This window comes from Streptomyces sp. NPDC048636 (assembly GCF_040650655.1).
Taxonomy (GTDB): Bacteria; Actinomycetota; Actinomycetes; order Streptomycetales; family Streptomycetaceae; genus Streptomyces.
The window spans coordinates 490,979-515,051 of record NZ_JBEZHR010000006.1 but is presented as its reverse complement, the minus strand read 5'-3'; the positions used below and the strand labels follow the sequence as shown (position 1 = coordinate 515,051).

Here is a 24,073-nt window from a genome sequence, read left to right as displayed (position 1 = left end):
GGCAACGGGTGAACGCTCCCGTGTCCTTTGCCCTGCGCCGGAGGAACCGCGCGTGCTTCTCCAGCCGAAAGGAAACCTGGCGGCTCTTTGTGCGAGCGACGGCCACGCTCGGGGGACGGAGCCGGAGAGCGGTCTCGACGCTGTCGGTCCGAGATGCTGTCGATCCGAAGGGAACGGCCCCCGCCGGGGAAGCGGGGGCCGTCGATCGGCGGGGAGTCGGCTGCCCTGCCGGCGTCGGGGGTGGGAAGGGCTATACGCGCGTTACCAGTCGATGGCGTTGGAGCTGTCGCTCTGCCAGTAGGTGACCTGGGCGGTGTCGTCGATGTACACCGAGCCACCGGGCAGCGAGACGGAGGTGGCGGCGTCCGAGCCCTTGAGGAACACGCTCAGGTCGGTGACCTTGGTGCCGTTGGAGCCGGATCCGTCGGCGCTGGAGGTGAGGATTCCCGCGTACCCGGACTTGCCCGGCGCGAGGGTGACGAGGGCCTGCGGCTTGGTGTCCTCCGCGACCGGGGTGGCGGCCTGGGCGTCGTCGAACCGCAGCGCGGGCCAGTTGACGAGGCTGCACGTGGTACCGGAGTTGTTGGTCGCCTTGAGCAGCATGTGGTTGACCGGACGCGAGACCTTGGAGACGGTCATCGACATCTTGCCCGGGTCGCATGTGGTGATCTTGGAGTTGGAGCCGCCCGCCGCACCCCCGTCCTTGCCACCACCGCTCTTGCCACCCGTGTCCTGGGCGCCACCGCCCGCGGGCGCGTCCTGCTCATCGCCGCTCTGGGAGTCGGAGCCCGTGGAGTCGGAACCCGTGGAGTCGGCGGCCGAGCTCCCGGCGGAGCCGGAGCGCTTTCCCGCGTCCGCATCGTCGTTGTTGCACGCGGCCAGGGTGAGGGTGGCGGCGATCAGCGTGACGCTGGCGACGGCGGTACGGACGGCGCGGGCGTTGATGGTGGCGGTCGACATCAGAAGTTCCCTGGGGGTCAAGTGGTCGTCTTGCGGTACGTCTCAAGACTGCGCTGACCCGCTGGCGTACGGCTGCTGTTCTGTTGGCAGTCCGCTAACGTCTCACTAACGCGATGCTCCACGCTGGTCAGTCCCGTTCGGACCAGCTCACCGCCCCTCCAGTGTGGTCAGTTCAGGGCGCGTTCGTAGACAACAAATCCCTCGTGGCGGGCCACCCGGTCGTAGAGAGCCCGGGCCGTCGCATTGTCCGTGTGCGTCTGCCAGTAGAGCTTCTCGGCCCCGGCCCTCCTGGCCGCCGCGGCCGTCGCGTCGATCAGCGCCCTTCCCACTCCCCTGCCGCGGGCAGCAGGAGTGGTGAACAGGTCCTCCAGATAGCAGCTGCACCCCGCGGACCACGTCGAAGGGTGCAGAACGTAATGACAGATGCCCACCAGCACCCCGTCGGCCCACGCTCCCAACCCGCCCATCGGCTCCGCGGGATCGGCGAACCGGGCCCATGTCAGGTCGACGACCTCCGTCGGCAGATCCTGCCCGTAGAAGTCCAGGTACGCCTGCCACAGTGGCTCCCACACGTCCCTGTCGCCCACGGCCAGGGGACGCACGTCCACCCCGAAGTCCGACATCGTCCCGACCTCTCCTCGGAAAGCTGCGCAGCGCCAGTTCTCGTAGAAGACACGCTCTCATCACAACAACCAGGTTGACTGCGACGAAATCAGCATCTACAGCATTGCTGAGTCACGATATCCGCACCACTTCAAGAGTGGAAGTGCGGAATCGCTGGTTGCCGACGCCATGATCACTGCCGGGTGGCGTGCCGCTCCCCCAACGCCGCCGAGCGATGCGCAAGCCCCGTGGACCGGTTCCGGGAGGGCCCGCGCCCGCACATCAGGGCTGGATCTCCGCTGATCATGGCGGCTGGGAACGGCTGGGGTCTCTCGTTTGGGTCACGTCGGCTCACGGGCCTTGGTGCCGCACCTCGTAGGGTTGTCACCCTGCTCCCCCGGCCGGCGGCCCGGCGGACGGCCCTCTGCCTACTCCCGCAACGCGCTCCCACAACATTTCAACTCCTCGTCGCTGGGGATAGCTTGGGACGGACAGCGGATAGCGGGTGACGTCTCAATACTGAGGGGTGAGCAACGATGAAGGGCGCGAAGCTGATGGCGCTGGCCGGTCTGGCGAGTGCGGCTGTGCTCTCGACACTGGCAGCACTGATGAAGAACGATGTGGTGAAGAGCCCGCTGGTCAAGGGGACGGCGGAGAAGCAGCGGGAAGAGGAAGCGCGGCGACGGCGTGCCATCAAGAGGAAAGACGACTACTTCAAAAAGAAGCGCGAGAACGCGGCACGCCAGGCCCGCAACAACAATCACGACTAGGCAGTTTCGCCGGATCGGCGGCTCGTTGGCCCGGGTGTGCCGTTGGCTGACGCGCAGTGGGCGCGGATCGATCCGTTACTGCCGGACCGGACTCCCAAGAGGGGCGGCCGATAGCGGGACCGCAGGGAGGTGATCGACGCGATCGTCTGGAAGTCCCAGACCGGATCGCAGTGGGTCCGCCCGCCGGCGACGCACGGCAACGGGAGAGGGGTCTACAACCGGCTGCGGATGTGGGCCGTCGACGGGACCTGGGAGCGGGTTTTCACCGCCCTGATGGCCCAGCCCGACGCCGACGAGGACCTGAACTGGGCGGTCGCGGTGGACTCCACGATCGTGCGCACGCACCAGCACGCGGCCGGGGCCCGCGAAAAGGGGCCCCGGGCGGCGAACCGGCCGACCACGCCATCGGCCGGTCCCGCGGACTGATCCAGCTGTGCCATCCGCGGGCACCTGGGAAAGCAGGGCATTCGCGCGGTGATCCCTGTCCCGGCGGACAACAAGTCCACCGACTACGGCGAGGCAGCCGAGGCGGCCGACCACCCGCCTTCGACCGCGAGGCGTACACGCAGCGCAACACCGTCGAGCGGTGCAGCAACCGCCTGAAGAAGTGGCGCGGCCTGGCCACCCGTGACGAGAAGACCGCAACGGGGTCTACTTGGCCGGACTCCACATCGCAGGCAACTTCCTATGGTCCGCCGATGATCTAAACGAAACTGCCGTGTCATCCCCTCGAGGACGGGTGAGGCGGGCACGCCCTGCTGGGCGACGGTCATGTCGCGGCCGGTCGGCAACCGCTCCCGGACAGGGTCCGGGAGCGGCCAGATGGGATCGGCCGAGTGGTCGGACACCCCTCGGTTCCCAACGCGCCACACGGGGAACGCGGTTGGAGGCGTTGGCCGCGGGACACTCGCCTCGAGGCCGGACACTTGCCTCGCGATCGGGCCCCCTTTCGAGGGCACGAATTCACGCGGAGGCCGGCTCCAGGGCGGCCCGGCCGAGGAGGTGTACGCGAGCCGTTTCGGCGACCCGCTTCCCCAGAGCTTCCGCGGTGCGCAGGTCGGACGATGCGGGCACCTGCTCGGGGGGCTCATCATTGTTGGACTGCGCCATGGCGCCGAGCCAGCTGCCGAGGCGGTTGAGGTCCTCGCTGGTGCCGGTGGAGGTGTTCCAGCCGCCATATTCGGCAAGCCCCACCCAGATCATTCCGTGCTGGGCCGCGAAGAGGGCGATGTCTGTGAGGGTGTGCAGCTTGTCGCCGCTCATGCATCCGCTATTGGTGAATCCGGCTGCGATCTTGTTCTTCCAGCGGAGGCCGTCCGCCCAGACGCCGGTGGTGGCTTCCACGAAGGTGCGGAAGGCGGCGCTGCTGCCGCCCATGTAGGTGGGGGTGCCGAAGATGATCGCGTCGGCCGATTCCAGGCTCGCCCAGTGCTCGTCCGCGAGGTCGGGGAGCGGGATCAGATCGACGTGGGCGATTGCTCCGGCGCCCCGTGCGACAGCTTCGGCCTGCTGCGCGGTGTGCCCGAATCCGCTGTGGTAGACGACGGCGATGCGCGGTTCCATGGACCATGCTCCTGTCTTGAAAGCTATATGGAAAGCTATGTCGTGAGGATATAGCGCACGCAGCGGGACCACAAGGCGATCGTGGAGCGACCGCCCCGCTACAGAGGGTGAGAACACCTTCTCGACCGGGGCACAGTCAGCACGCGGATAGCTTTAGACTGAGGAAGTGGGAACAGCGGACTTCGAGCGAGCCGCCGAGCGGGACGGAGGGGTATGACCACCGAGACCACGCCGACCGGCAAGGCGCGTCCCGATCACGTGGACGAAGTCATCACCGCATGGCAGAGGGAACTCCCCGCGGTTGCCGGTCTGCCTCTCGAGGTCGCCAAGCGCACCTCTCTGCTCAACCATCTCTTCGAAAAGGCCACCCAGCGCCAACTGGCCAAGTTCGGGCTCACCCCCGCCGATTACGGCGTACTCGCCACACTCCGCCGAGTGGGAACCCCCTACCGGCTCAAGCCCACCGAGCTGAGCAACGCCATCCTCCTGACCTCGGGCGGCACCGCGAATGTGGTACGGCGCCTGACGCAACTCGGCCTGGTCAGCAGGACCGCGGACGCGGCCGACGGCCGAAGCACCTGGGTTCAGCTCACCGAACAGGGCCTGGCCACGGCGGAGCAGGCCGTCGAAGCCGCCACCACGGCGCACGCCCGACTGCTGGACCGCCTCCCTTCCGACACCGCGGAGCTGCTGAACGATCTGCTGCGGCGCACCCTGAACGCGTTGGACGACGAGTCCAGCGGCATCTGAGCACCGAGCGTGTGCCGCATGGGCCGACGATCGGAACGCGACCGCGAGAGGGACCGGGCACCGCCGGTGGAGACGATCCACGGCCTCGATGGATCGCAAGACTTACAGAAGAGCTGAGCGAGCTCCTTCAGGAACCGGTCGCTCGTGGAGTCAGCCGACGAGTGCCTGGTCGGTGACGGCGCCTTCCGCCGCCTCCTCCGCAGTTCACCACCGCGGGAACGGCCTTCCCACTCTCCTGGGAGGAGATCCCCGGAATGGAACCGATCAACGGGAAGCCCAGACCAGCATCTCGCAGTTTCTGTACTGCAGGAATCGCCGACCTGGATCTTGTCGTCATACGGGCCGGCCAGCTTCAGCGCCTCCGCGGGCCACTTCAGGGACACGCTGTGGGTCTCGTTCGGCGGCGTCACGATGATGTCGGTCGGGGACGCCTGGTTGTCGCCACTGGAGTCGACCTTGTACGAGATGCTGAAGGTGGCGGTGTCACCAGGCTTCAGGTCGGTGATGCGGGGCTGCTCACCACCGCGGGAACGGCCTTCTCTCCACTGTCCTTCAAGTCGACGCCCGCGAAGCCCGTCGCCGAGCAGGTCTTCGCACCCTTGTTGGTCATCTGAACGGTGACCCCACCCACCTCCTGGTCGGACGAGCTGTCCACAGCCTCCATGACCAGATCATCTGTCCGGCAAGCCGGCACGGGGCGAGGCGCCGTCGCCGGAGCCCGACTTGGCGTTGTCCGGCCGGCCATCGCTGCCCTGCGACCCGGCAGAGGTGCCTGCGCCGGCTTCGGGTGGCCAGGCGACCGGCGTCTGTTGGCGCTGCGCCGAGGCGAACGAACCGCGTGTGCGGGCTACGCCCACTTGCACGGGGCTGCGGGTGTCACTTCTCGGCCATGCCAGGTTCGCCGCTGATGGATTCCTGGTAGACGTCCGCATAGGTGCGTGAGTCCTTGACCAGGTCGTCGCAGAACGCGGCGACGTCGTCGCCAATGAGTTCCAAGACCCCCTTGCCCGCGGCGACGCCCTCCTCGAAGAAGTCGACGATCCCGGGGAGCAGGGGCCCGTCAGGCAGGTCGACCGGTCCGACCTTGAACAGGTACCTCTGCATCTCCTTGTAGACGATCCGGTAGTCCGGCGGGAGCGCCTTGACCCGAGTCATGTGCGCCCGCCACTGCTTCTTGCCCTCGATGATGTCCTGGATGCTCACGTCAGCCTCCCAGCCGGCTCGATTTCCTCGCGACGTTCCTGTTCAACTGCTCGCGCCACCGGTCGCGATAGGTTCGAGCCCCTTCTCCACCGGCCAGCGCTGCGCAAAAGCCTCGGATGTCGTCGCCGAGCACCTCGTGGATGCTCTGCCCGTCCGCCGCTGCTTCTTCGAGCAGCCCCAGGGCGGCGTCGAGGATCGGCATCAGGTTGCGGCCGGTGAAGCCCGCATAGGGGAAGAGGTGGCCCTTGACCTGTTCCCATGCCACCCGGTAGTCGTCTGGCAGGGCTTCGGCCCGGGCTTCGAACGCCTTCCATTCCCTGGTGAGATCGCCGCCTGTGATGGTCTCCCAGAAGTTCATCTCCCGCCCTCCTTGAGCCTGTCGATGCGTGATGAGACGTACTGCCATTTCGCCCAGAACTTCGCGAGTTCCTCGCGGCCGGCTTCGTTGAGCGCGTAGAACTTGCGCGGCGGACCGACCCCGGATGGTCGTTTCGTCACCTGGACGAGTCCGTTCCTCTCCAGTCGCAGCAAGATGGTGTACACCGTCCCCTCGATGACGTCGGCGAAGCCGAGCTCGTTCAGCTGACGGGTGATGGCGTACCCGTAGGTTTCCTCGCTGCCGATGATCTCCAGCACGCACCCTTCGAGCGTGCCCTTCAGCATCTCCGTCAGGTCGTCCATCGCACGCCTTCCTCAACCCTGCCGGTACTGCGTGATACCGAGTACTGCTATACGGTATCACCGAGTAGCGGAGGAGGGCAGCATCTTCGGTGGGCGCAGCCCCGGGGGCCAAGCGTGGGGGGGGACGGCTGTTGTCCGGGCGGCGGAGCGGCCGTCTTCTTCACCCGCCGGGGCGGAGGCAGGGTGGTGGAGCGCTTCGGCTCGGCCCGCGCCGGTGTCCTCGTCTGAGGTCCTGTCCGGACGATCACGTGTCTGGCTATGGTGACCTCGGCTGAGGGGGCTGATGGGTGCAGTGGAGATGAGCCAGGCCGAGGCGGTTGACCTCGTGCAGAGGCTTATGGATGCGGACTATGCCTCCGAAGAGGAGGCGGAGAGTTGGCTGGTCATGCTCAGCCGAGCCTTGGCATGTCCCACTGGGTATGTCAGTGACTTGATCATCTGGCCGTCAGAGCGGGAACTCTCGGCCGATGAGGTGGTCGATCAGGCCCTGGCTTATCAGCCGATCGCTCTGTAGGGGCCTCATGCGGTTGTCCGGCAGCGTTCACCAGGAACGAGGTCGAACGGGTGAGCAGCAAACTCAAGGCCCACCGGGCCGTTGCAACGCACTTCGACATGAGGGCCTACATCTTCCACGGCACCGTCACCGTCGCCGGGATCCAGCTCTGGCTCCGGCCTCGAACCGGACCCGGCTCATCACCCGGCGCGGGACGACCGACGCACGGGCCGCGAGGCCGAGGGCCAGGCGACATCCCGGTTGACGGGACTGGTCACCCCCAGACTTGCCCTTGCACACTCGAGGTACCGGCGCTGTGCCTTTCTGAACTCCAAGTACGCCTGGTCCCAGCTCTGTTCGACTTCTGTGGGAACGCCCCGCGCCAGGTGCTCCAGTCGCCACAGGCAGTGGTTCAGCGTCTTGGACGCGGTGTTCGTGTCAGTGTCTCCCAACAATTCGCAGGTCTCCCCCAGGGCGGAACGACGAGCCTCAGCCGCGCCGAGCTCTGCGAGCACCTCGGCAGTGAGCTCCAGCGGCGCGGGACCAGTCACCAGCCCACGGCCCGCAGCGATGCGCTGGTAGCGGCCCGCAAGCTCTTTGACCGCGTGGATGTACTCGCCATAGGCGTCCAGACGCCGCCCGTCCCAGCGCACGGACTGCTCACGCCGCCACCGCGCCCGGTCGTTCAAGCTGCTCACCAGGAAGGATCCGACAGCGCCAAGCGCAACACCCACCAAGGGAAGTACCTGTCCCAACAGACTCATAGAGGATCCGATCACGTAGTCAGACGGATGCCCCGTTCTCCCGACCGGAGCCCAGTGAAGCGGGCCACCGCCTGATCCGCGGTCGGCCGCAGGGCATTCCGTAGCCGGCGTCAGCAGGGCCACGATGAACCGGGCCCTCGACATCCTCACCGAGTGGAACGAGCGGACAGCCGCGCCCGGCGCCCGTACCCCCGGCGAAGCCCGCCGAGACAGCGAACTCACTGAAGTCCGACGCCAGTTGAAAGAACTGAAGCGTGAGCGGACCCAGCTCCAGGGCCGCCTCGACGCAGCAGCTACCGTGATCGCTGCCCTGCACCATGACAACGCCGGCCTACGTGAGGAACTCGCCGGACGCGGCTCCGTCGTCGCGCCCGACGAACGACGCGCCTCTCGAACCGAAACGATCGACCCATGCTGACCCCGGGCCCACCCAGAACTGTCAGTGCCGGGTGCAAGGATCTCCTGCATGGATAGTGGACCCCTCGACCTGCGACAGGTCACGACCCCAGGTGACGTCACGCCGGAGCTGAGGCAAGCACTCATCGGATGCTGGATTGAGGTCACCAACGCCGGCGGAGCAGCAGGGTTCCCCTTCCCGCCCATCGACGCGAGTCTGGCCGCCCCGGCGGTCGACTCCCTCATCGAGGGCCTTGTCCCTGAGGCGAGCCGCCTCGTGATCGCATCGATCAACGGCGACCTCGCCGGGTGGCTGAATGTTCGGCGTGATCCTTTTGAGCTCATCGCCCACTGGGGGACGCTCCACCATGTCCAGACACGGACAGGCCTGCGAGGCCGGGGCATCGGGGCTGCTCTCATGAATCACGTTCGTGACATCGCCCGCGACGAGATGGGGTTGGAACAACTCCGTCTGGCTGCACGCGGCGGCGTTGGGCTGGAGGACTTCTACGGCCGTCTCGGCTGGAAGGAGATCGGTCGTTGGCCCAGCGCTCTTCGTCTCGCTCCCGGGGACGATCGCGACGAAGTCCTGATGATCCTGGCACCGCTCTGACGCCAAGCATCTGTCTCAGCACTACCGCGACAGGAGATCCCGTGTTCGCTCCGATGAACACGGGATCTCGCATGTCAGGCAGACGTCACGGTGTCTCATGAGACACCGAAACGGTGGGGAATGTTGCCTCTTGGTTAGCTGTGGCGGCGGCCGCGCTTCTCCGCGCGAGCACGGGCCAGCGCGGCGCGGTGCGTCTCTTCCTCCTCGGATCGGGCCGCCGGCCGGTCCAGGTACCGGCGCTCCTCCACCTCCGCCAGGTGAACGTGCTCCGGCTGCCGGGCCGACCAGCGGCGCGGCCGCTCCTGCTCGACGCTGCGGCCGGACCACCGGTCCAGGCCGCACCAGTCGGTGAGTTCGGCGCGCCTCGCCTCGGCGGCCAAGCGAGCGCGCAGTGACGACCAGTGCCGACGCGGCCAACCAAGATGCGCCTGCCCACCGCCGAGATTCCAGAGCGCGCCGTTGCCCGCCTCGGCTACCACGTCAAGGAAATGATCGACGGCATCGAGTACTGGATCCGTGAGTGGGTCCCGGTCGAGGGTACGAATGGTGTGGTGCGGCGCGCGGCCGACCCGCTGACGGCACCGGTGTGCCGTCCGCCGATCATCCGCGGTGGCGAGCACAGGCCCCGGTCACCCCGCGTCACACGGCCGAAAACGAGCCGCGATGCGGATGGTCACCGACCCGTCGGACACGGCCTGGCTCCATGAGGCCGGCGATCTCGTTCGTCTGCCGTGGTTCAGTCCTCGGTCATGGGCCAGGTCTCCCATACCACGTCAAGGCGTCGGTATGCGTCATCGAACCAGGCATCGACCAGTGGGACGGTGACCGTCACCGTCGTCAGGGACATGGAGTGGTCCGTGATCGTGACCTGGCACCGGTCATCGTCCTTATCGAGTTCGATGAACAGCCACGGATTGCGCTTCCCCTCGCACCAGGCGATGTCCTGTCCCGCGTCGAGCGAGTCCAGGGCCTGCTGCCACTGCCGCAGGTCCTCCGGGAATATCCAGGTCTTGAGGGTGCCACGGACGAAGGGCGTATCGACCAGGAATTCTCCGGCCAGGGCAGTGGTCTTGTGGGGACGCTTTCGCTCCTCCTCCCCCACGATCCGGAGAACGACACTATTACCATCCCCCTCCAGACAAACCAGGTCGAATGGTTCCTTGGCCATGACTGCCCCTTCCACATCCCGCAGGTTGCCGAATAGTAATCTTTGGCACGGACACAGGATCGGTTGAGGTGTGTCAGGCCGCGTGGGCTTTGAGGCGTTCGACGAGGTGTCCTCGTGCGCAGCGGGCTCCGGCTCGGAGGAGGGCGACGAGGTGGGGTGCGTTGATGGCCCACCACCGTTGCGGCCTTCCTCTTCCCGGGCGCCGCTGTCGCGGTGTGCCAAGGACGCCTCGAGCTGACCTGGGAGGCCACCAGCGGTAAGGCGCGACGGCGTGCTGTACAAGGAGTCTTGTCACAGCACGCCGTCGCAGTCCTATTGGGCGAGTGTGGCGAAGAATTCGCGGATGTCTCCGATGAGGAGGTCGGGCGCCTCCAGGGCAGGGAAGTGGCCGCCCCGGTAGAACTCCGACCAGTGTGTGATGTTGTGGGCCTTCTCGGCGAAGCGTCGGATGGCGTAGTCGGCGGCGGCAAAGACCGCGACACCCGCGGGCACCGTGGCGGGGGGCTTGGGTGCCCACATGCTCGCGTCGTGGAAGCGCTCGTAGTAGGAGTTGGCCACGCTGCGGGCGGTATCGGTGAACCAGTAGATGCTGATGGTGGCGAACAGCCGGTCGCGGTCCACCGCGTCCTCAGGCAACTCCTTGGCCGGGTCGGTCCACTCCTTGTACTTCTCGACGATCCAGGCAAGCTGACCGGCGGGAGAATCGGCGAGGGCATGAGCCAGGGTCTGCGGCCTGGTGCCCTGGAGCTGCATGTAGGCGGACATGTCGTCCTGGAAGTTCTTCATGGCCTTGAGCCGCTGCTGCTCGGTGGTACGAGTGCGACCATCGCCTCGGCGCTGGTGTGCGGCGCCCGTGGTCGCGCACCAGGCGGCGAATCTGCATCAGCCACGGAGCCGGTCCCGGCTCCGGTGGCTGATTTGGTCCATCCACTGCTGGATGAGGTCCGCGACGAGCTCGCTGTTGCGATCCATCATGAGCATGTGGCTGTTACCGGGGTGGCCCATGGCTGGAAGATCGAAGTAGTCAGCCCGGGTGCCGGCACTCGCGACGCCCTTGAGGTACTCCGACCAGAACGGAGACAACTTCGCGTACAGCGGGGACTGTTGGATGAAATCGCCTGCGACGATCAGTCGGGGCGCCGCTCCGACTTCCTCGGCCCCCTGTGGGACGGACAGCCCGTTCGGCTCGAGTAGAACCAGTGCCGCCACGGGTTCCGGGTCGCGTGCCACAGCGCGGGCAGCTATCCCGCCTCCGTGACTGTGAGCAATGACGGCGCAACGACCGGTTTTCGCGATGAGTGCTTCCAGAGCCGCGACGGCCGGATCTGTCGTCGTCGTCCAGCGCGGCACGACCTGGCAGCATGCTTGGTCGAAGTGGCCGAGGGGGAACAAGCAGCCGGGGTACGGCTGCAACTCGCCGCAGCCTCCGGAAGGACCGACGCGAAATACGTCCCAAACCTCCTCGACTGAGCGAAGGAGCGGGCGCTGCTCGTAGGCCATGCCAGGCACGGGCCACCACCCTGCCCGTCCCCGCTCGACGGTGTCGATGACGTAGACTGGATGGCCGTCGCGGAGGAAATGTGCTACCCAGCCGTCACGACCGTCGGGGGTGCTTTCCCAGCAGGAACCCGTCATCCCGCCGCCGTGCACCAGAATCACCGGAACATGGCGCTCCTCGGCAGGAATGTAGTACTGGACATAGGCGTGCTCGACGCAGTAAGTCCCGTTCGGATCGACTACGTACTCAGGAAGATTCTCAGACAGGGCTACGATCTGTGTCGGCTGCCCGCTGACCCGAACTCGCCGCCCTCCAACCGTGAAGCTGCCCATGGCCGCCAGCGACAATGGTCCGGCTGAGGCCGCGAATCCCATCATCCTTGACCTCCCTGTTCAACCATGATCGGTGCAGAGAAGCGGGGTGCTGCCGCCACCGTACGGCGACCGTGGAGCTCACAGCACATGCTGTTCACCGACGCACGCTCATACCACCTACGATCGCACTGCCGTGCGTCCAGCACATCATGAGGCCACCCCTGGCCCGCAACTGCAGGGCAGCGTCGATGGCGGCGTGCAGGGGACCCATGGCGGTATACGCCTTCACTGCGACGCGGTCGGTCTCTCCCACGGTGCCGACTTGCACGGAAAGAGCACTCGTGGGGCATGCGGCACAGCCGTCCGGCCTGGCCACCGCGTCGATACAGTAGCCAGGCCCTCGCGGCGGCACGCGGCTCAGACCATCCGCACCGCCTGCTCGAACGTGGGCCTCGGCAGCCGCTCGCGGAACGCGTCTTCGGCCGGGTAGCCGATGTTCACCAAAAGGATCGAGCGCCACCGGCCGTCGTCGAAGAACTCCTTGTCCACGGCCGCCGCGTTGAAGCCCTTCATCGGACCGGCGACCAGCCCGGCGGCACGGACCGCGAGAATGAAGTAGCCGGCCTGCAAGGTGGTGTTGAAGTCCCCGTGGCTGATCCGCAGCTCCTCGTTGGCCTCCAGCATGGACCGGAAGTTCGGATTGGACGGCGCAAGCACCGGCACATACTCCGGGTACTGGGTGTCCACCGCGATCACGGCTGTGACCGGTGCGGACGCGGTCTGTGACTGGTTGGGCTGGGCGACGCCGCGCATCAGCCGCTCCTTGCCCTCCGGTGTGCGCACGTACAGCACTCGCATCGGGTTGATGTTGGCCGAGGTGGGCGCCCACTTGACCAGCTCGTACACGGCCCGCAGGCGATCGTCGGACACCGGCTCGGAGCTGAAGGCGTACGCGGTCCTGGCGTCGGTGAACAAAAGTCGCCTCCCTTCGGGCGACAACTCGTACAGGTGCGAGAGGTCTGCGGAAGTCGGGGTGGTATCAGTCACGGTTGTCTTCGTCTCCCTTGTGTGAGTGATGAATCAGGCGGGCGCCGCTGGGCCGACCATGTGTCGAGCTGGCAGGGCAGTTCGTCCCGGCGCTTCACGTTGAGTTTGCGGAAGATCCGGGTGAGGTGCTGCTCGACGGTGCTGGGCGTGATGAAGAGCTTCGCGGCGATCTCGTGATTGGTGTCGCCCTCGACGGCGAGCGCGGCGACCCGGAGTTCCTGCTCGGTCAGCAGGGACAGTTTCTCCTCCTCGGCGCGGGCCAGCTCGACCGCCGTGGCTTCCTGGTCGTACAGGGCGGCTTCGTCGCACAGCGGCTGCGCACCGGCAGCCTTGGCGAAATGCAGGGCGCGTCGCGCGGTGCGGCGGGCCTTGAGCTGGTCGCCGGCTTGGCGGAGGGCGATGCTGAGGTCGGTCAACGCGCTCGCCAGCTCGTACTTGTCGCCACAGTCCTTGAGCACGTCGACGGCGTCGGTGAGCAGCTGCGGTCGACGGGTGTCCCGGCTGACGCACGCGAGCACCCGCATGGCCTGCCCACGGGCGCGGCCGCTGCTCGGTGGCAACATCGCCAGCTGGTCACGCAGCAGTCGCCGCGCCTGGTCCGGGTTGCCGTGTTGGGACCACGCCTCGGCAGCGCTGGTCCGCCACGGCACCACGCCGACGCCTCGGGCTCCCCACCCTTCGGTCAGGCTGCCGCAGGCGAGGAAGTCCGCCAGCGCGGCCTGCGGCAGCCCGACGGCCAACCGGTAGTGGCCGCGGGCATGCAGGAAGTGCAGTCCGTAGCGGCTGCACAGCGCGCTCTCCGGGAGGGGCAAGCCGAGCAGGCGCTTCGCGGCGGCCAGGTCGCCCATGCGAACTGCCGCGTGGACCGCGCAGCCGACCGGTAGCCCGACCACGATGCCCCAACCCTGGACTGGGATCTCTGCGAGCGCCGTGACGGCCTGGCTGAACGCCCCGGGCAGGTCGCCCTGCCGGAACAAGGCCTCGGCCCGGATGGCCATGAACACCGCGTGCCACGTTGGCATCTCGGTGTCGCGTGCCTCGTTCAGCAGCCGGTCGGCGTGTGTGACGGCGGCTTCGAGGTGGTCGGTGTAGACCAGCGTGAGCAGCGCCAGGGCGGCGGTTTCCCCGCTCCACAGGGAATCGTGGTCGAGCGCCAGGGATTGGAGCACCGGCTCCGTGTCGGCCACGCTGTGGTCGGCCGCCGGCCCGCCGGTCAGGCCCTTGGCCAGGCTCGACGCCGAGTGCAGCCACGGCTCCGCGAGGGCCGAGGAAGGCGGTGACGTCGCTGTTCGACGGTCAAATCCGTGTTGCGGGAACGTGAACGCCAGCCAGTCCACAAGATCGTTCAGGTCCCGGTCGTCCGGTGTCCGACCCATCGCGGACAACAGCGGTTCGATGGTGTCGATCTGCCCGAACCACGCCGTTCGCCACGCCAGATCGAGGATGTCACGTGGGCTCAGCCAGCCGGCTGCGCTGTCCTTCAGCTGCGACTGCACGTGTCGAGCGGCGGCGAGCGGCTTGAGGTGCCACTCCAAGCGGCTGAGCCGGGCATCGACGGCGGCGCGCGCCACCGGATCGTGTTCGGCGCGGCTGGCCATCTTGACACATTCCAGGGCGAGCCACACCCGGTTGAGAGCAAGCGCCTCGCTGGCCGCGTCGAGCAGGAGTCCGGAAGACCACGGCAGTCCGTGCTCGTCTGCCTGAATCAACTGGCGTGCCACGTCCAACGCCGGCGCCCCTTCGTCGTGCAGCAGCAGCGCCGCCCGCCGGTGCAGGTCCGCACGGGCCCCGGTCGGCATATCGCAGAGCACCGCCCGAGCGGCCGAGAGATGCCGGAACGCCTGCAGTTCGAGCAGGCCCGCGTTCGTCAACGGCAGCAGGGCCACGTCCACGCGGTCGACGGCGGCCAGTTCGGCCACTCGCTCAGATGTCGCCTGCCCATCGAGCGCCGCCAGCGCCCGGACCACCTGGACGGTCTCCGGCGGGCAGCGGCGCAGGCACTCCACGAACGCCTGGGCATACCCCTGCGGGTAGCCGGTGCCAGTGGCCTCGTACGCCCGGACAAGATACTCCAGCACGAGCGGGTTCCCCGCGCTGAGCGCGATGAGGTCGGACGGGAGGGAATCCGCCGCGGTTTCGCCCAGCCGGCGGGCGGCGGCGAGGCGCACGCCGTCCTCGCTGAGGCTGTTCAGTACCACACGCTGGAAGTTGGGCCGCATCAGCAGGCCGGTGGGCACCCGCCAGCCGAGCGGATGCCGGCTCTCATCGGCGGTCAGCACCACCAGAACACGGCCGGCGCTCGCGGTGGGCATGAGGTGCAGCAGGGCATTCAGCGAGTCGGTGTCGAGGTGATGGATGTCGTCGATGACGAGCAGAACCGGAACAGATTCGGCCAAGTCGACCAAGTCACCAGCTAAATCGCACAATTGCGTCACCAGTGCCGAGTCATCGGCTTGGCCGATACCTTCACGCAGCGCCAACAACCGGCGGCCGACGGCGGTCCTGAAAAGACTCGGAACCGCCACGTTGCGAAACATCCGATCCAGCGTGTCAACGGTCAATGAGCGCTCATCCGGATGAATATGGACACCGAAGGCTAAGACATCCGCCGACTCCGCCTTCTCCAAAAACCGCCAGACGAGTGCACTCTTGCCTGTTCCGATCGCACCCTCGACCAAAACAATCCGGACCCGACCCTCGCTCGACCGGTGCAGCGCCGCGTCGAGCGCGGACGCCGCCCTCTCCCGCTCGACGAGTTCGTCGATGGCGTCGTCGATATGCTGGACCGTCGTCACCGCCTGCTGTGCGTCACGAGCTCGCCCTACCGCCATACGTACCACGCCTCCTCAAGATCAAGCGCGTCACACAGAGATGGTCCGGGAGAGTGCGCGGCGGATCCCAACCGTGGCGCCGAAGGCTAGGGATTCGCCTCGGACTTCCTTCCCCCGGTGACCATTGCCTCCGGCTCGCCGTCAGGACCACCTCTTCGTCCAGGGGGCGTACAGCCCCAAGCGGTCTCCCATGTCGGCGCACAACCTGAAAGGGGCCGCCCGGTGCGGGAGGCCCCTTTCATCGCGGTCGTGCGTCCCTCAGGGGTAGAAGTGGAAGCCGCGACCGCTCTTGCGGCCGGTCAGGCCGCACTCGACCATGCGCAGCAACAGAGCCGGCGGCGCGCAAGCCGGGTCCTTCAACTCCGCGTACATCGCCTCGCCGACGGCGACGATGACGTCCAGGCCGATCAGGTCCAGCAGCGCGAGCGGCCCCATGGGGTGGCCGCAGCCCAGCGTCATACCCCGGTCTATGTCCTCGGCGCTGATGCCACCCGCGTCCAGCATCCGCACGGCGCTGAACAGAAACGGCACCAACAGCGCGTTGACCACGAAGCCGGGCCGGTCCTTGACCCGGATCACCTGCTTGCCCAGGGCCCCGGTGACAAACGACTCGGCCCGCTCGCAGGTGGCCGCCGAGGTGCACAGCGAGCCGACGATCTCGACCAGCGGCATTTTCGGTACCGGGTTGAAGAAGTGTGTGCCGACCACTCGGCCCGGGTCGCGGGTGACGCTGCCCAGGCTCATGATCGGGATGGACGAGGTGTTCGACGCCAGCACGGCCTCCGGGTCCTCGACCACCTCGTCCAGCGCTCGGAACACGTCCTGCTTGGCCCGCAGCGACTCGCTGATCGACTCCAGCACGAACTGACGGTCCTCCAACGACTTCAGGTCGGTGCCGAACGACACCCGGGCCACGGCCGCGTCCCGCTCGGCTTCGGTGATCCGCCCCTTGGCCCACTGTCGGTCCATCGATTCCGCCAGCCGACGCTCGGCACGCTCGGCGCTGGCCAGGCACGACGCCACCACTCGCACGCCCAGACCGGCCAGCGCGCACACGTCCACAAGTCCACCGCCCATCGCGCCGGTGCCGACCACGCCCACCCGTTCCATCGCGGTCACGCGGGGCCACCGCCCCAGCGCAGCAGACCGTTGCCCACCGACATGCCGGACCCGAACGCCGACAGCAACACCAGGCCACCAGGCTTGACCGTGCCCTCGCGGACAGCGTGGTCCAGGCCGATCGGCACGGAGGCGGAACCGGTATTGCCGTGCTGCTCGACCACGTGGACCATGGGTGTGTCGGCCAGCCCGCAGCGCGCCGCCAGCTCCTGGATGAGCACGCCATTGGCCTGGTGCGGCACAAAGCAGTCGATCTCCTCGACACGCACGTCGGCGTTGGCGAGCAGCTTGTCCACGCTGGGCGGGATGTGCTCCAGCACGAACTCGCGGACCGCGCGGCCCTGCATGCGCAGAAAGTGGCCACCCGTGGCGATCGACTCGGCCGACGCCGGCGATCGGCTGCCGCCCGCGGGAATGCGCAGCAGGTCCTGTGCGTCGCCGCGGGTGCTCAGGTCGATGCCGAGGATGCCTTGTCCGTCCGAGACTGTGCCAAGGACCACTGCGCCAGCCCCGTCTCCGAGCAGCACGGCGGAGCGGCGGTCATGGAAGTCCAGGAAGCGGGAGTACACGTCCACACCGATCAGCAGCACATGTGCGCCGGGGTTCGCGATGATCAGGCCCCGGGCCACTTCGAGGCCGTAGACGAAACCGGCGCAGACCGCGTTAAGGTCGAAGCAGGCAGCCGCGTCCGCGCCGACCAGCTGTTGCACGACGCTCGCGGTGGGCGGCAGTGGGTAGTCGCCGGTGGACGTGCAGACGATGATGTGGTCCACCCGGCCGGCGGTGAGGCCGGCGTCCGCGAGGGCCGCCTGCGCGGCGCCGGCGGCAAGATCCGAGGCTGCCTCGTCCGGGGCGGCGTAGCGCCGACTGCGGATGGCGGTCTTGCGGAGTATCCATTCTGCGGTGGTGTCAGGGACCAGGGCGGCGAGTTCGTCGTTGCCGACTTCACGCGCCGGCAGGTACGCCCCGGTGCCGAGGATGCCGATGGCAGAGGTCATCAATCGTCTACTCGCCTTCCACGATGGCCGTCATGCCGCGCAACGGGTTCAGCCGGTCGTCGCCGCCGACGCGGGCGCGCAGCCCGGGATCCGTGACGCCGAGCCCTGGCCGGTCGGCCAGGCACAGCAGAGCGATCTTGCCGATGTGTCGATTGTTCTGCACTATCCGGACCGCCTCGCCGACCTCGTCCATCGGGAAGACCGCGGACATTGTCGGCACGATCGCCCCCAGCTCGAACAGCCGGTTGCACTCCCATGCCTCTTGGAGGTTGGCCACGTGGCTGCCGACCACCCGCTTGAGCTTCATCCACAGGTAGCGGTTGTCGAAGACGTGCTGGTAGCCGGTGGAGGAGCCGCAGGTCACCACCACACCGCCGCGGCGCACCACGAACACCGAGACACCGAACGTCGCCCGGCCGATGTGCTCGAAGACGATGTCAGGGTCGCGGCCGGTGCGCTCGCGGACGATCGCGCCCAACCGCTTGCCGATCCGGATCACCTCAGCCGGATCGTCGGTGGGGTCGTCGGTCAGACCGATCTCGGTGCGGTCGATGATGATGTCGCAGCCCAGCCGGCGCACGGCCTCGGCCTTTCGGGCGGAGCTGACCACTGCGACCGGCACGCCGCCGCCATTGCGCACCAGCTGCACACCGTAGCTGCCGAGGCCGCCGGCTGCGCCCCAGACCAGCACCACGTCGCCCTGCTTCATCCGCGCGCCGCGCTCCCCGACCAGCATCCGGTACGCGGTGCTCGCGCACGCGGTGTTGGACGCCGCCTCCTCCCAGGTGAGGTGCGGCGGCTTCGGGATGAGCTGGCTCGCGCGGGCCACGGTGTAGTCGGCCATGCCGCCGAAGTTCGTCTCGTAGCCCCAGGCCAGCTGCTCCTCGCCGATCATGCCGTCCGAGTGTGTGCCGGGATCCTGCTCGTCCACGTAGGCGGCGCTGACCACCACGTGGTCGCCGATCCGCCAGCGGCGCACACCGGAGCCGACCCGGACCACCACGCCGGCCGCGTCCGAGCCGAGCACCTGGTAGGGCAGATCGTGACGGCCGGCCCAGCCGCCCTTGCGGCCGAACTTCTCAAGGAATCGGAAAGGCGACACCGGTTCGAACTGCGCCGACCACACAGTGTTGTAGTTGACGGAACTCGCCATCACGGCGATCAGCACTTCGTCGGGCGCCAATTCCGGCATCGCAACCGAACCGACGCGGAGAGACTTTCGGACGTCCTTGTCCGAAAGACCCGAGAACATTGCCTCGTCCTCGGCGCAGACGTGTACGGCCCGGAATTCCGCGGGCAGATCAGCACGTTCGATCTCGTCCGCTGACACGGCGTCGGCCAGCACGTCAGTTAGCGAGCCCACGGCCACCATCCTCATATCAGGGGTTGTCAACATGCCAACACTGCTCTCGTGGGTGCCGTCGGAACAACCCCCTATCCAACGACTGGAAACCCCCTCACTGCACCACGGAACACCAATTTTCCTGGTATCCCGTTGCTAGCATCACGCCGTGACCGAAATACAAAGCGAGCATTTTCCGATCTTCGATCCACAATCCATTGCGGCGGAACGGTTTCGGCACGTTCCGCCGAGGCGGGTGAGCATGAACGGAATGCCGGTGTGGCTGGTGTCGCGGTACGACGAGGTGAGAGAGTGCCTGTCGAATCCGGCGCTGAGCCCGCCCGCGGCGTTCGCCGCCGAGCACGGGCAGGTCTCACCGCTGAGCGGACTGTTCGAGGACACCGTGATCGGCAGCAATCCGCCGACGCACACCCGGCTGCGCCAGCCGCTGACCAAGGTGTTCAACATGCGCCGGGTGGACCAGCTGCGGCCGCGGATCCAGGAGATCACCGACTCGCTGCTGGACGAGATCGCCGCCGACGGCAGTGCCGACCTGGTGCAGATGCTGGCCGTGCCGCTGCCGCTGCTGGTGATCTGCGAGCTGCTGGGCATCCCGACCACCGCCCAGGACCAGATCCACCACCAGGCGCAGGCGATGCTGGCCTCCGGCTTCGACCCGGACGCGATCGCCGCCTCGCAGGCCGCAGCCGCGGAGCTGTCGGCCTACATGGCGGACCTGACCGAGCAGAAGCGCCGCGTCCCCGGCAACGACCTGATCAGCGACCTGGTCGTGGCCAGCGAGGAGGAGCGCCTCAGTCAACGCGAGCTGGTGGCCGCCTGTCGGGCGCTGGTGATCGCCGGCTATGAGCTGACCAGCGGGTTCATCGGCAATGCCATCCACTCGCTGCTGTCCCGGCCGGAGGTGGCCGCGGAGTTGCGCGAGCGCCCGGAGATCGACCTGCGCGGCGTGGACGAATTGCTGCGGCACGACGGCCCCGGCCAGTTCAACGTGCGCTTCGTCAACGTGGACTTCGCCATCGGTGGCGCGGACATGCGGCCCGGTGACCAGGTGCTGCTCGACCTGGAGGCGGCCAACACCGACCCGAGCCGTTACGTCGACGGCACGGAACTGGACCTCACCCGCGACTCAGCCATGCACGTCCAGTTCGGGTACGGCATCCACTTCTGTGTCGGCGCCCCGCTGGCCCGGGTGGAGGGCCAGATCGCCATCGAGACGCTGTTCCGGCGGTTCCCGGACATCGAGCTGGCCAAGCCGGCCGACGAGGTGGGCCGCAATCTCAACCCCTTCCAGCGTTCGCTGTCCGAGCTGCCGGTGCGGTTCTCGCCCCGCGCCTGAGCTCGTCGTTCAACATCCCGGTCCGACATGTGACTCGAACTTGGTCGTTCACCTTGGCGTTCGCCGCGCATGAGGGCGGCCCCGGCTTGATCCTGTGCTCCGGTCGAGGACGCACGCGATGAGACCGGGGCCGTGGAGATGAGTGAGCTGCGACCGCCGGACAAGCGGGAGGCGTTCGCGACACCGAAGGAGGCCGACGGCCGCCTGGTCCTGGGGGGCCATACCTACGGCCGCGGCGACGCCAAGCACCAGGTGATCCTCCCCCATCCTTCGGCCGGGGCCCCCAGGCCGGCCGTACGAATGCGCCGCCGCCCACCATCCAGGTCACCGTCATCGGGCTGGCCGTCGCGCCTCCCGTCGGGCGGGGACAACAAGCCGGTCTGGCTGTGGTGGTCCCGTATCGGCGTGCCCCGTCGGGTGTCGACCGCTGCCGGCAGGAGTTCGTGCGCCGCTTCGGTCTGGAACACACCTTCCGGCTGTTCCAGCAGCGGCTCGGCGCCCGTTGGCGGTCGATCTCCGTCGGCCGTGGGAGATACACCTGGTCCGGGACGCCCGCCCCGCTCGAAGAACCGGCGACCGGCACCGGGCCACCATGTCGGCCGCGTCCTGGCCACGGTACGCAGCCGCCCGCGCGCTGGGTCACACCCACCGCCGCTGGATCGCGTTCGTCCAGGAACGCCGGTTAGCTGAGCGGTCGTTCCCACGGCGCCGTCAGACCAGACCCCTGGCGGCCAGCACCGCGCCGTGCAGCGAGGACAGCCCGCCCAGCACGGCCGGGCGGACCCGCGGGGTCGGATGGCCGGGACGAGCCAGCTCCGCCACCCGGTCGGCGATAGCGGTGACGAAGCCCGGCAGCTCGGCCGCGAAGCCACCGCCGACCACGAGAAGCTCGGGCCGGACCAGTTCGGCCACGCTGACCAGCCCCGTGGCCAGCACGGCCGCGGCGTGGCCGATCGCCTCACACGCCCACGGCGCACCGGCGGCCCACCCGCGCACCAGTTCGTCGTACGTCACCTCGGTTCCCAGCGCCCGGCCGGCGGCCCGCAGTACCGCCGGACCGGACGCCTCTGCTTGCAGGCAGCCCCGCCGGCCGCACACGCAAGGCGGTCCCGAGCGGTCCACCACCATGTGCCCGAGTTCGCACGAGCCGCGGTCCAGGCCGGGGCAGGACCTGCCGTCGAGCACAATGCCGCCGCCGATTCCCGTGCCCACTCCGACGTAGACGACGTCGCGCACGCCGATGGCCACCGTTTCGGCAACGGCGGCCAGGTCGCCGTCGTCGCCGAAACGGGCACCCGTCACCGGAAACAGGTCGGAGAGCAGCGAGCGCAGGTCCAGCCCGAGCCACCACGGCCGGTTCGGCCATGCCGTCACGATGCCGTCGGTGTCCACAGCGGCCGGTAGCGCGAGGCCAACTCCTTGCAGCGAAGCCTGATCCGCCACCACGCCCGCGACGTGTGCCCTCAATTCGCGCACGTCGTCGTCGACGCTGCGGGAGGTGGCGGTCCACCGGAAGGCCGCCTCCCGCACGGCGCCGTCAGTCAACTCGACCCGCAGCGCGACCTTGCTGCCGCCGATGTCGATGCCCAGGTAGATGCCGTCCTCCTCAGTGCTTGCTGCGCGGCAGCACCCGGTAGCCCGGGTCGGCGGTCCGGGCCGGCTCGCGCCGGGCCAAGGCGGCGTCGATGGCCGGCCCCAGGCGCTCCGCTTTACGCAGCTCCGCCTTGTCGTGCCGATCCTTGAACTCCGGCATCACCTCGGCGGCGAACAGCTCCAGCGACTCGCACACGTCCTCGTGCCGTATCCCGCCGCCCTGCACAAGGAAGATCGCCTGATCCAGGCCGGCCGCCTCGTGCTGGCGCAGCAGCTCGCGGATCTGCTCCGGGGTGCCGATGGCGCCGCGCGCCGGATTGCCCAAGGGGCCGCCGAGCTTGCCGAAGGCGGCCCGGTCCATGCCGCGATCGGCCCGCTCCCGCTGGAAGACCTCCCACACGTTGGTGTGACCAGGTGAGGGGCTGCCGAAGCCGCCGTAGTAGCCGAGCCCGAAGTTGAAGAACTGGATTCCGTCCACGGCGCGTTCCACCGCGGTGGCCTCGTCCCGGTGGCACATCATCGGGATGGTCGCGGCGATCTGCGGGTTGACCGCGAACCCGGCCGGCACGCAGTCCTCGGACTCGATGCCTGCGTAGTAGGCGTCCACCCACTTGCGGGTCTCGGCCGGCCCGAAGAAGGAGAAGTTCAGCGCGCCGAGCCCCCGGCTGGCGGCCAGCCGGATGGCGTCCCGGTTGCCGCAGGCCATCCACATCGGCGGGTGCGGCCGCTGCACCGGCTTGGGCAGCACATTGCGGATCGGCATCGACACGTACTCGCCGTCGTAGCCGGCGAATGGCTCCTCCACGAACATCCGGGCGGCCGCGTCCACCGCCTCCGCCCACTGGTCCCGCTTCGTGGCCCGCTCGATGCCGAAGCCCAGCAGCTCGGTCGGCGTGGTGGACTCCCCGGTGCCGAACTCGACCCGCCCGCCGGACAGCACGTCCAGCGTGGCGATCCGCTCGGCCACCCGGGCGGTCGGGTTGAACGCCGGCGGCATCAGCATCACCGCGTGCCCGATCCGGATGGTCCGGGTGCGCTGGCTGACCGCCCCCAGGAACACCTCGGACGCGCTCAGGTGCGAGTACTCCTCCAGGAAGTGGTGCTCAGGACACCAGACGTTGTCGAAGCCGAGCCGATCGGCCAGCTCGATCTGGTCCAGAACATCGTGGTAGAGCCGGCTTTCCGCGTCCGGGCCCCAGGGCCGGGGCAGTTGCAAGCCGTACAGCAGACCGAACCTCATTACGCGCGGCCCTCCCAGTAGGTGTCGATGATGTGTCGCTCGTCGGCCGGGTCGCGCAGCAGCCTGGTCTGCTCGACGCCGTCCTCGACGAGAGTGAACAGGTTCTTGGTGAGCGTGACCTGGCCGCCGGGCACTGCCCGGCGCCGACGGCGCACCGAGGCGAGCACTCCGGGGCCCTGTCCCTCGCCGACGCCGTCCCAGTCCTTTGCGGTGCGCGGCCGCGTGGTGAAGCGGAACGTCATCCGCCAGTCCTTGCCCTTGGTGCGGGTCTGCACGACGTGGTAGCCGTCCTGCTGTAGCAGCTGGAACTCGCAGCCGTCCTGCCGCTGCACGCCGGGGGCGAACCGCAGCGGCTCCACGAAGCTCACGCCCGCGTGGCCGACGTCGGCCAGCCACCGCGCGCCGTCGACGTCGACCAGCATCAGCATGTGCTCCGGGTCCGGGTAGAACATGTTGCCGGGGATCCAGGTCCCGCCGGCCACCACCGTCGCCCGGAAGCCGAGACCGGTCAGCAGCCGGTCGAACAGCGTGTTGAGCTGGAGACACATGCCGCCCTGCTCGCCGAGGACGACGTTCTCGAACGTGTCGTCCAGGTCCATGTCGGCCATGTTGTCCGGATTGAGCCGCAGCGCGTGCCGGGTGTCGTACTGCACCCGGCTCAGGTGCCGGCGGTGAACCTCCCGCAGCGTCTCCAGGGTCGGTGCCGGCCGCTCCGCGTAGCCGAGGTATTCCAGGTACTTGTCCACCGTCAACACGGTCGGTCCCCTCTG

General features: G+C 68.1%; 25 protein-coding genes and 4 pseudogenes. 9 read left to right on the top strand and 20 right to left on the bottom strand.

Annotation, left to right across the window (positions count from 1 at the left end):
- Nucleotides 1–261 precede the first annotated feature (261 nt).
- Both AB0C66_RS19915 and AB0C66_RS19910 read right to left on the bottom strand, forming a co-directional pair.
- A complete protein-coding gene (locus tag AB0C66_RS19915; protein WP_362439866.1) occupies nt 262–960 on the bottom strand; it encodes a DUF4232 domain-containing protein in 699 nt (232 codons plus the stop codon).
- Between the two features lie 167 nt (nt 961–1,127).
- On the bottom strand, nt 1,128–1,583 hold the full coding sequence (locus tag AB0C66_RS19910) for a GNAT family N-acetyltransferase (RefSeq protein WP_362439863.1): 456 nt from the start codon (nt 1,581–1,583) through the stop codon (nt 1,128–1,130).
- 516 nt (nt 1,584–2,099) lie between these two features.
- Here AB0C66_RS19910 and AB0C66_RS19905 point away from each other — a divergent pair.
- Together AB0C66_RS19905 and AB0C66_RS19900 are read left to right on the top strand one after the other, a co-directional pair.
- Complete coding sequence (locus AB0C66_RS19905) at nt 2,100–2,333, top strand: hypothetical protein (protein WP_362439860.1); 234 nt, start codon at nt 2,100–2,102, stop codon at nt 2,331–2,333.
- Nucleotides 2,334–2,369: 36 nt separating this feature from the next.
- Nucleotides 2,370–3,009, top strand: a pseudogene (locus AB0C66_RS19900) (transposase); the annotation flags it as partial.
- A 287-nt stretch (nt 3,010–3,296) separates the two neighbouring features.
- On the opposite strand, the gene AB0C66_RS19895 reads toward AB0C66_RS19900, so the two are convergent.
- On the bottom strand, nt 3,297–3,896 hold the full coding sequence (locus AB0C66_RS19895) for a flavodoxin family protein (protein ID WP_362439857.1): 600 nt from the start codon (nt 3,894–3,896) through the stop codon (nt 3,297–3,299).
- 213 nt (nt 3,897–4,109) lie between these two features.
- Here AB0C66_RS19895 and AB0C66_RS19890 point away from each other — a divergent pair, with 213 nt between their 5' ends.
- Nucleotides 4,110–4,646: a MarR family transcriptional regulator gene (locus AB0C66_RS19890; RefSeq protein ID WP_362439854.1), complete on the top strand. Its 537-nt coding sequence runs from the start codon at nt 4,110–4,112 to the stop codon at nt 4,644–4,646.
- Nucleotides 4,647–5,020: 374 nt separating this feature from the next.
- Here the strand turns inward: AB0C66_RS19890 and AB0C66_RS19885 are convergent.
- The 4 genes and pseudogenes from AB0C66_RS19885 to AB0C66_RS19870 form a co-directional block, all read right to left on the bottom strand.
- Nucleotides 5,021–5,310, bottom strand: a pseudogene (locus tag AB0C66_RS19885) (DUF4232 domain-containing protein); the annotation flags it as partial.
- 212 nt (nt 5,311–5,522) lie between these two features.
- Entirely contained in the window at nt 5,523–5,849 is a 327-nt protein-coding gene (locus AB0C66_RS19880; RefSeq protein WP_362439851.1) for a DUF1048 domain-containing protein, read from the bottom strand.
- A gap of 1 nt (nt 5,850) precedes the next feature.
- The gene (locus AB0C66_RS19875; RefSeq protein WP_362439848.1) at nt 5,851–6,207 is read right to left on the bottom strand and encodes a DUF1048 domain-containing protein; all 357 of its coding nucleotides are present in this window, start codon (nt 6,205–6,207) and stop codon (nt 5,851–5,853) included.
- Nucleotides 6,204–6,530: a PadR family transcriptional regulator gene (locus tag AB0C66_RS19870; protein ID WP_362439846.1), complete on the bottom strand. Its 327-nt coding sequence runs from the start codon at nt 6,528–6,530 to the stop codon at nt 6,204–6,206. The genes AB0C66_RS19875 and AB0C66_RS19870 overlap by 4 nt, the downstream gene beginning before the upstream one ends.
- A 283-nt stretch (nt 6,531–6,813) precedes the next feature.
- On the opposite strand from AB0C66_RS19870, the gene AB0C66_RS19865 reads away from it, so the two are divergent.
- Both AB0C66_RS19865 and AB0C66_RS19860 read left to right on the top strand, forming a co-directional pair.
- Nucleotides 6,814–7,044 carry an e9imm peptide gene (locus AB0C66_RS19865; protein WP_362439843.1) on the top strand — a complete coding sequence of 77 codons (231 nt, stop codon included), beginning with the start codon at nt 6,814–6,816 and terminating at the stop codon, nt 7,042–7,044.
- Nucleotides 7,045–7,076: 32 nt separating this feature from the next.
- Nucleotides 7,077–7,202 (top strand): annotated as a pseudogene (locus AB0C66_RS19860) (IS5/IS1182 family transposase); the annotation flags it as partial.
- Between the two features lie 21 nt (nt 7,203–7,223).
- On the opposite strand, the gene AB0C66_RS19855 reads toward AB0C66_RS19860, so the two are convergent.
- On the bottom strand, nt 7,224–7,721 hold the full coding sequence (locus AB0C66_RS19855; RefSeq protein WP_362439840.1) for a hypothetical protein: 498 nt from the start codon (nt 7,719–7,721) through the stop codon (nt 7,224–7,226).
- A 190-nt stretch (nt 7,722–7,911) separates the two neighbouring features.
- Here AB0C66_RS19855 and AB0C66_RS19850 point away from each other — a divergent pair, with 190 nt between their 5' ends.
- Nucleotides 7,912–8,205, top strand: a complete 294-nt coding sequence (locus AB0C66_RS19850; protein ID WP_362439837.1) for a hypothetical protein — start codon at nt 7,912–7,914, stop codon at nt 8,203–8,205.
- Nucleotides 8,206–8,253: 48 nt separating this feature from the next.
- Nucleotides 8,254–8,796, top strand: a complete 543-nt coding sequence (locus AB0C66_RS19845; protein WP_362439835.1) for a GNAT family N-acetyltransferase — start codon at nt 8,254–8,256, stop codon at nt 8,794–8,796.
- A 134-nt stretch (nt 8,797–8,930) separates the two neighbouring features.
- Here the strand turns inward: AB0C66_RS19845 and AB0C66_RS19840 are convergent, their stop codons facing one another.
- Entirely contained in the window at nt 8,931–9,176 is a 246-nt protein-coding gene (locus tag AB0C66_RS19840; protein WP_362439832.1) for a hypothetical protein, read from the bottom strand.
- Nucleotides 9,177–9,251: 75 nt separating this feature from the next.
- Between AB0C66_RS19840 and AB0C66_RS19835 the strand changes: the two are divergent.
- Nucleotides 9,252–9,383: pseudogene (locus tag AB0C66_RS19835) on the top strand (rhodanese-like domain-containing protein); the annotation flags it as partial.
- Between the two features lie 149 nt (nt 9,384–9,532).
- On the opposite strand, the gene AB0C66_RS19830 reads toward AB0C66_RS19835, so the two are convergent.
- The 8 genes from AB0C66_RS19830 to ccrA form a co-directional block, all read right to left on the bottom strand.
- Nucleotides 9,533–9,964: a DUF5959 family protein gene (locus tag AB0C66_RS19830; RefSeq protein ID WP_362439829.1), complete on the bottom strand. Its 432-nt coding sequence runs from the start codon at nt 9,962–9,964 to the stop codon at nt 9,533–9,535.
- A 312-nt stretch (nt 9,965–10,276) separates the two neighbouring features.
- Entirely contained in the window at nt 10,277–10,750 is a 474-nt protein-coding gene (locus AB0C66_RS19825) for a hypothetical protein (protein ID WP_362439826.1), read from the bottom strand.
- 96 nt (nt 10,751–10,846) lie between these two features.
- Nucleotides 10,847–11,839 carry an alpha/beta fold hydrolase gene (locus AB0C66_RS19820; protein ID WP_362439823.1) on the bottom strand — a complete coding sequence of 331 codons (993 nt, stop codon included), beginning with the start codon at nt 11,837–11,839 and terminating at the stop codon, nt 10,847–10,849.
- Between the two features lie 354 nt (nt 11,840–12,193).
- Nucleotides 12,194–12,823: a malonic semialdehyde reductase gene (locus tag AB0C66_RS19815; protein ID WP_362439820.1), complete on the bottom strand. Its 630-nt coding sequence runs from the start codon at nt 12,821–12,823 to the stop codon at nt 12,194–12,196.
- Nucleotides 12,820–15,654, bottom strand: coding sequence for an AAA family ATPase (locus tag AB0C66_RS19810; RefSeq protein WP_362439818.1), 2,835 nt, complete (start codon nt 15,652–15,654; stop codon nt 12,820–12,822). Before AB0C66_RS19810 ends, AB0C66_RS19815 begins: the two co-directional genes overlap by 4 nt.
- 258 nt (nt 15,655–15,912) lie before the next feature.
- Nucleotides 15,913–16,764, bottom strand: coding sequence for a 3-hydroxybutyryl-CoA dehydrogenase (locus AB0C66_RS19805; protein ID WP_362439988.1), 852 nt, complete (start codon nt 16,762–16,764; stop codon nt 15,913–15,915).
- A 5-nt stretch (nt 16,765–16,769) separates the two neighbouring features.
- Nucleotides 16,770–17,771, bottom strand: coding sequence for a ketoacyl-ACP synthase III (locus tag AB0C66_RS19800; protein WP_362439815.1), 1,002 nt, complete (start codon nt 17,769–17,771; stop codon nt 16,770–16,772).
- A 7-nt stretch (nt 17,772–17,778) separates the two neighbouring features.
- The gene (gene ccrA / locus AB0C66_RS19795) at nt 17,779–19,143 is read right to left on the bottom strand and encodes a crotonyl-CoA carboxylase/reductase (RefSeq protein WP_362439812.1); all 1,365 of its coding nucleotides are present in this window, start codon (nt 19,141–19,143) and stop codon (nt 17,779–17,781) included.
- Between the two features lie 232 nt (nt 19,144–19,375).
- On the opposite strand from ccrA, the gene AB0C66_RS19790 reads away from it, so the two are divergent.
- The gene (locus AB0C66_RS19790) at nt 19,376–20,470 is read left to right on the top strand and encodes a cytochrome P450 (RefSeq protein ID WP_362439809.1); all 1,095 of its coding nucleotides are present in this window, start codon (nt 19,376–19,378) and stop codon (nt 20,468–20,470) included.
- Nucleotides 20,471–21,181: 711 nt separating this feature from the next.
- Here AB0C66_RS19790 and AB0C66_RS19785 read toward each other — a convergent pair.
- From AB0C66_RS19785 to AB0C66_RS19775, 3 genes are read right to left on the bottom strand one after another with little or no spacing between them, the layout of a single operon-like run.
- Nucleotides 21,182–22,054 (bottom strand): ROK family protein, encoded by an 873-nt coding sequence (locus tag AB0C66_RS19785; RefSeq protein WP_362439985.1) that lies wholly within the window; start codon nt 22,052–22,054, stop codon nt 21,182–21,184.
- A gap of 22 nt (nt 22,055–22,076) precedes the next feature.
- A complete protein-coding gene (locus AB0C66_RS19780) occupies nt 22,077–23,303 on the bottom strand; it encodes an LLM class flavin-dependent oxidoreductase (protein ID WP_362439806.1) in 1,227 nt (408 codons plus the stop codon).
- Nucleotides 23,303–24,049, bottom strand: coding sequence for an arylamine N-acetyltransferase (locus AB0C66_RS19775; protein WP_362439803.1), 747 nt, complete (start codon nt 24,047–24,049; stop codon nt 23,303–23,305). Before AB0C66_RS19775 ends, AB0C66_RS19780 begins: the two co-directional genes overlap by 1 nt.
- Between the last annotated feature and the right edge of the window lie 24 nt (nt 24,050–24,073).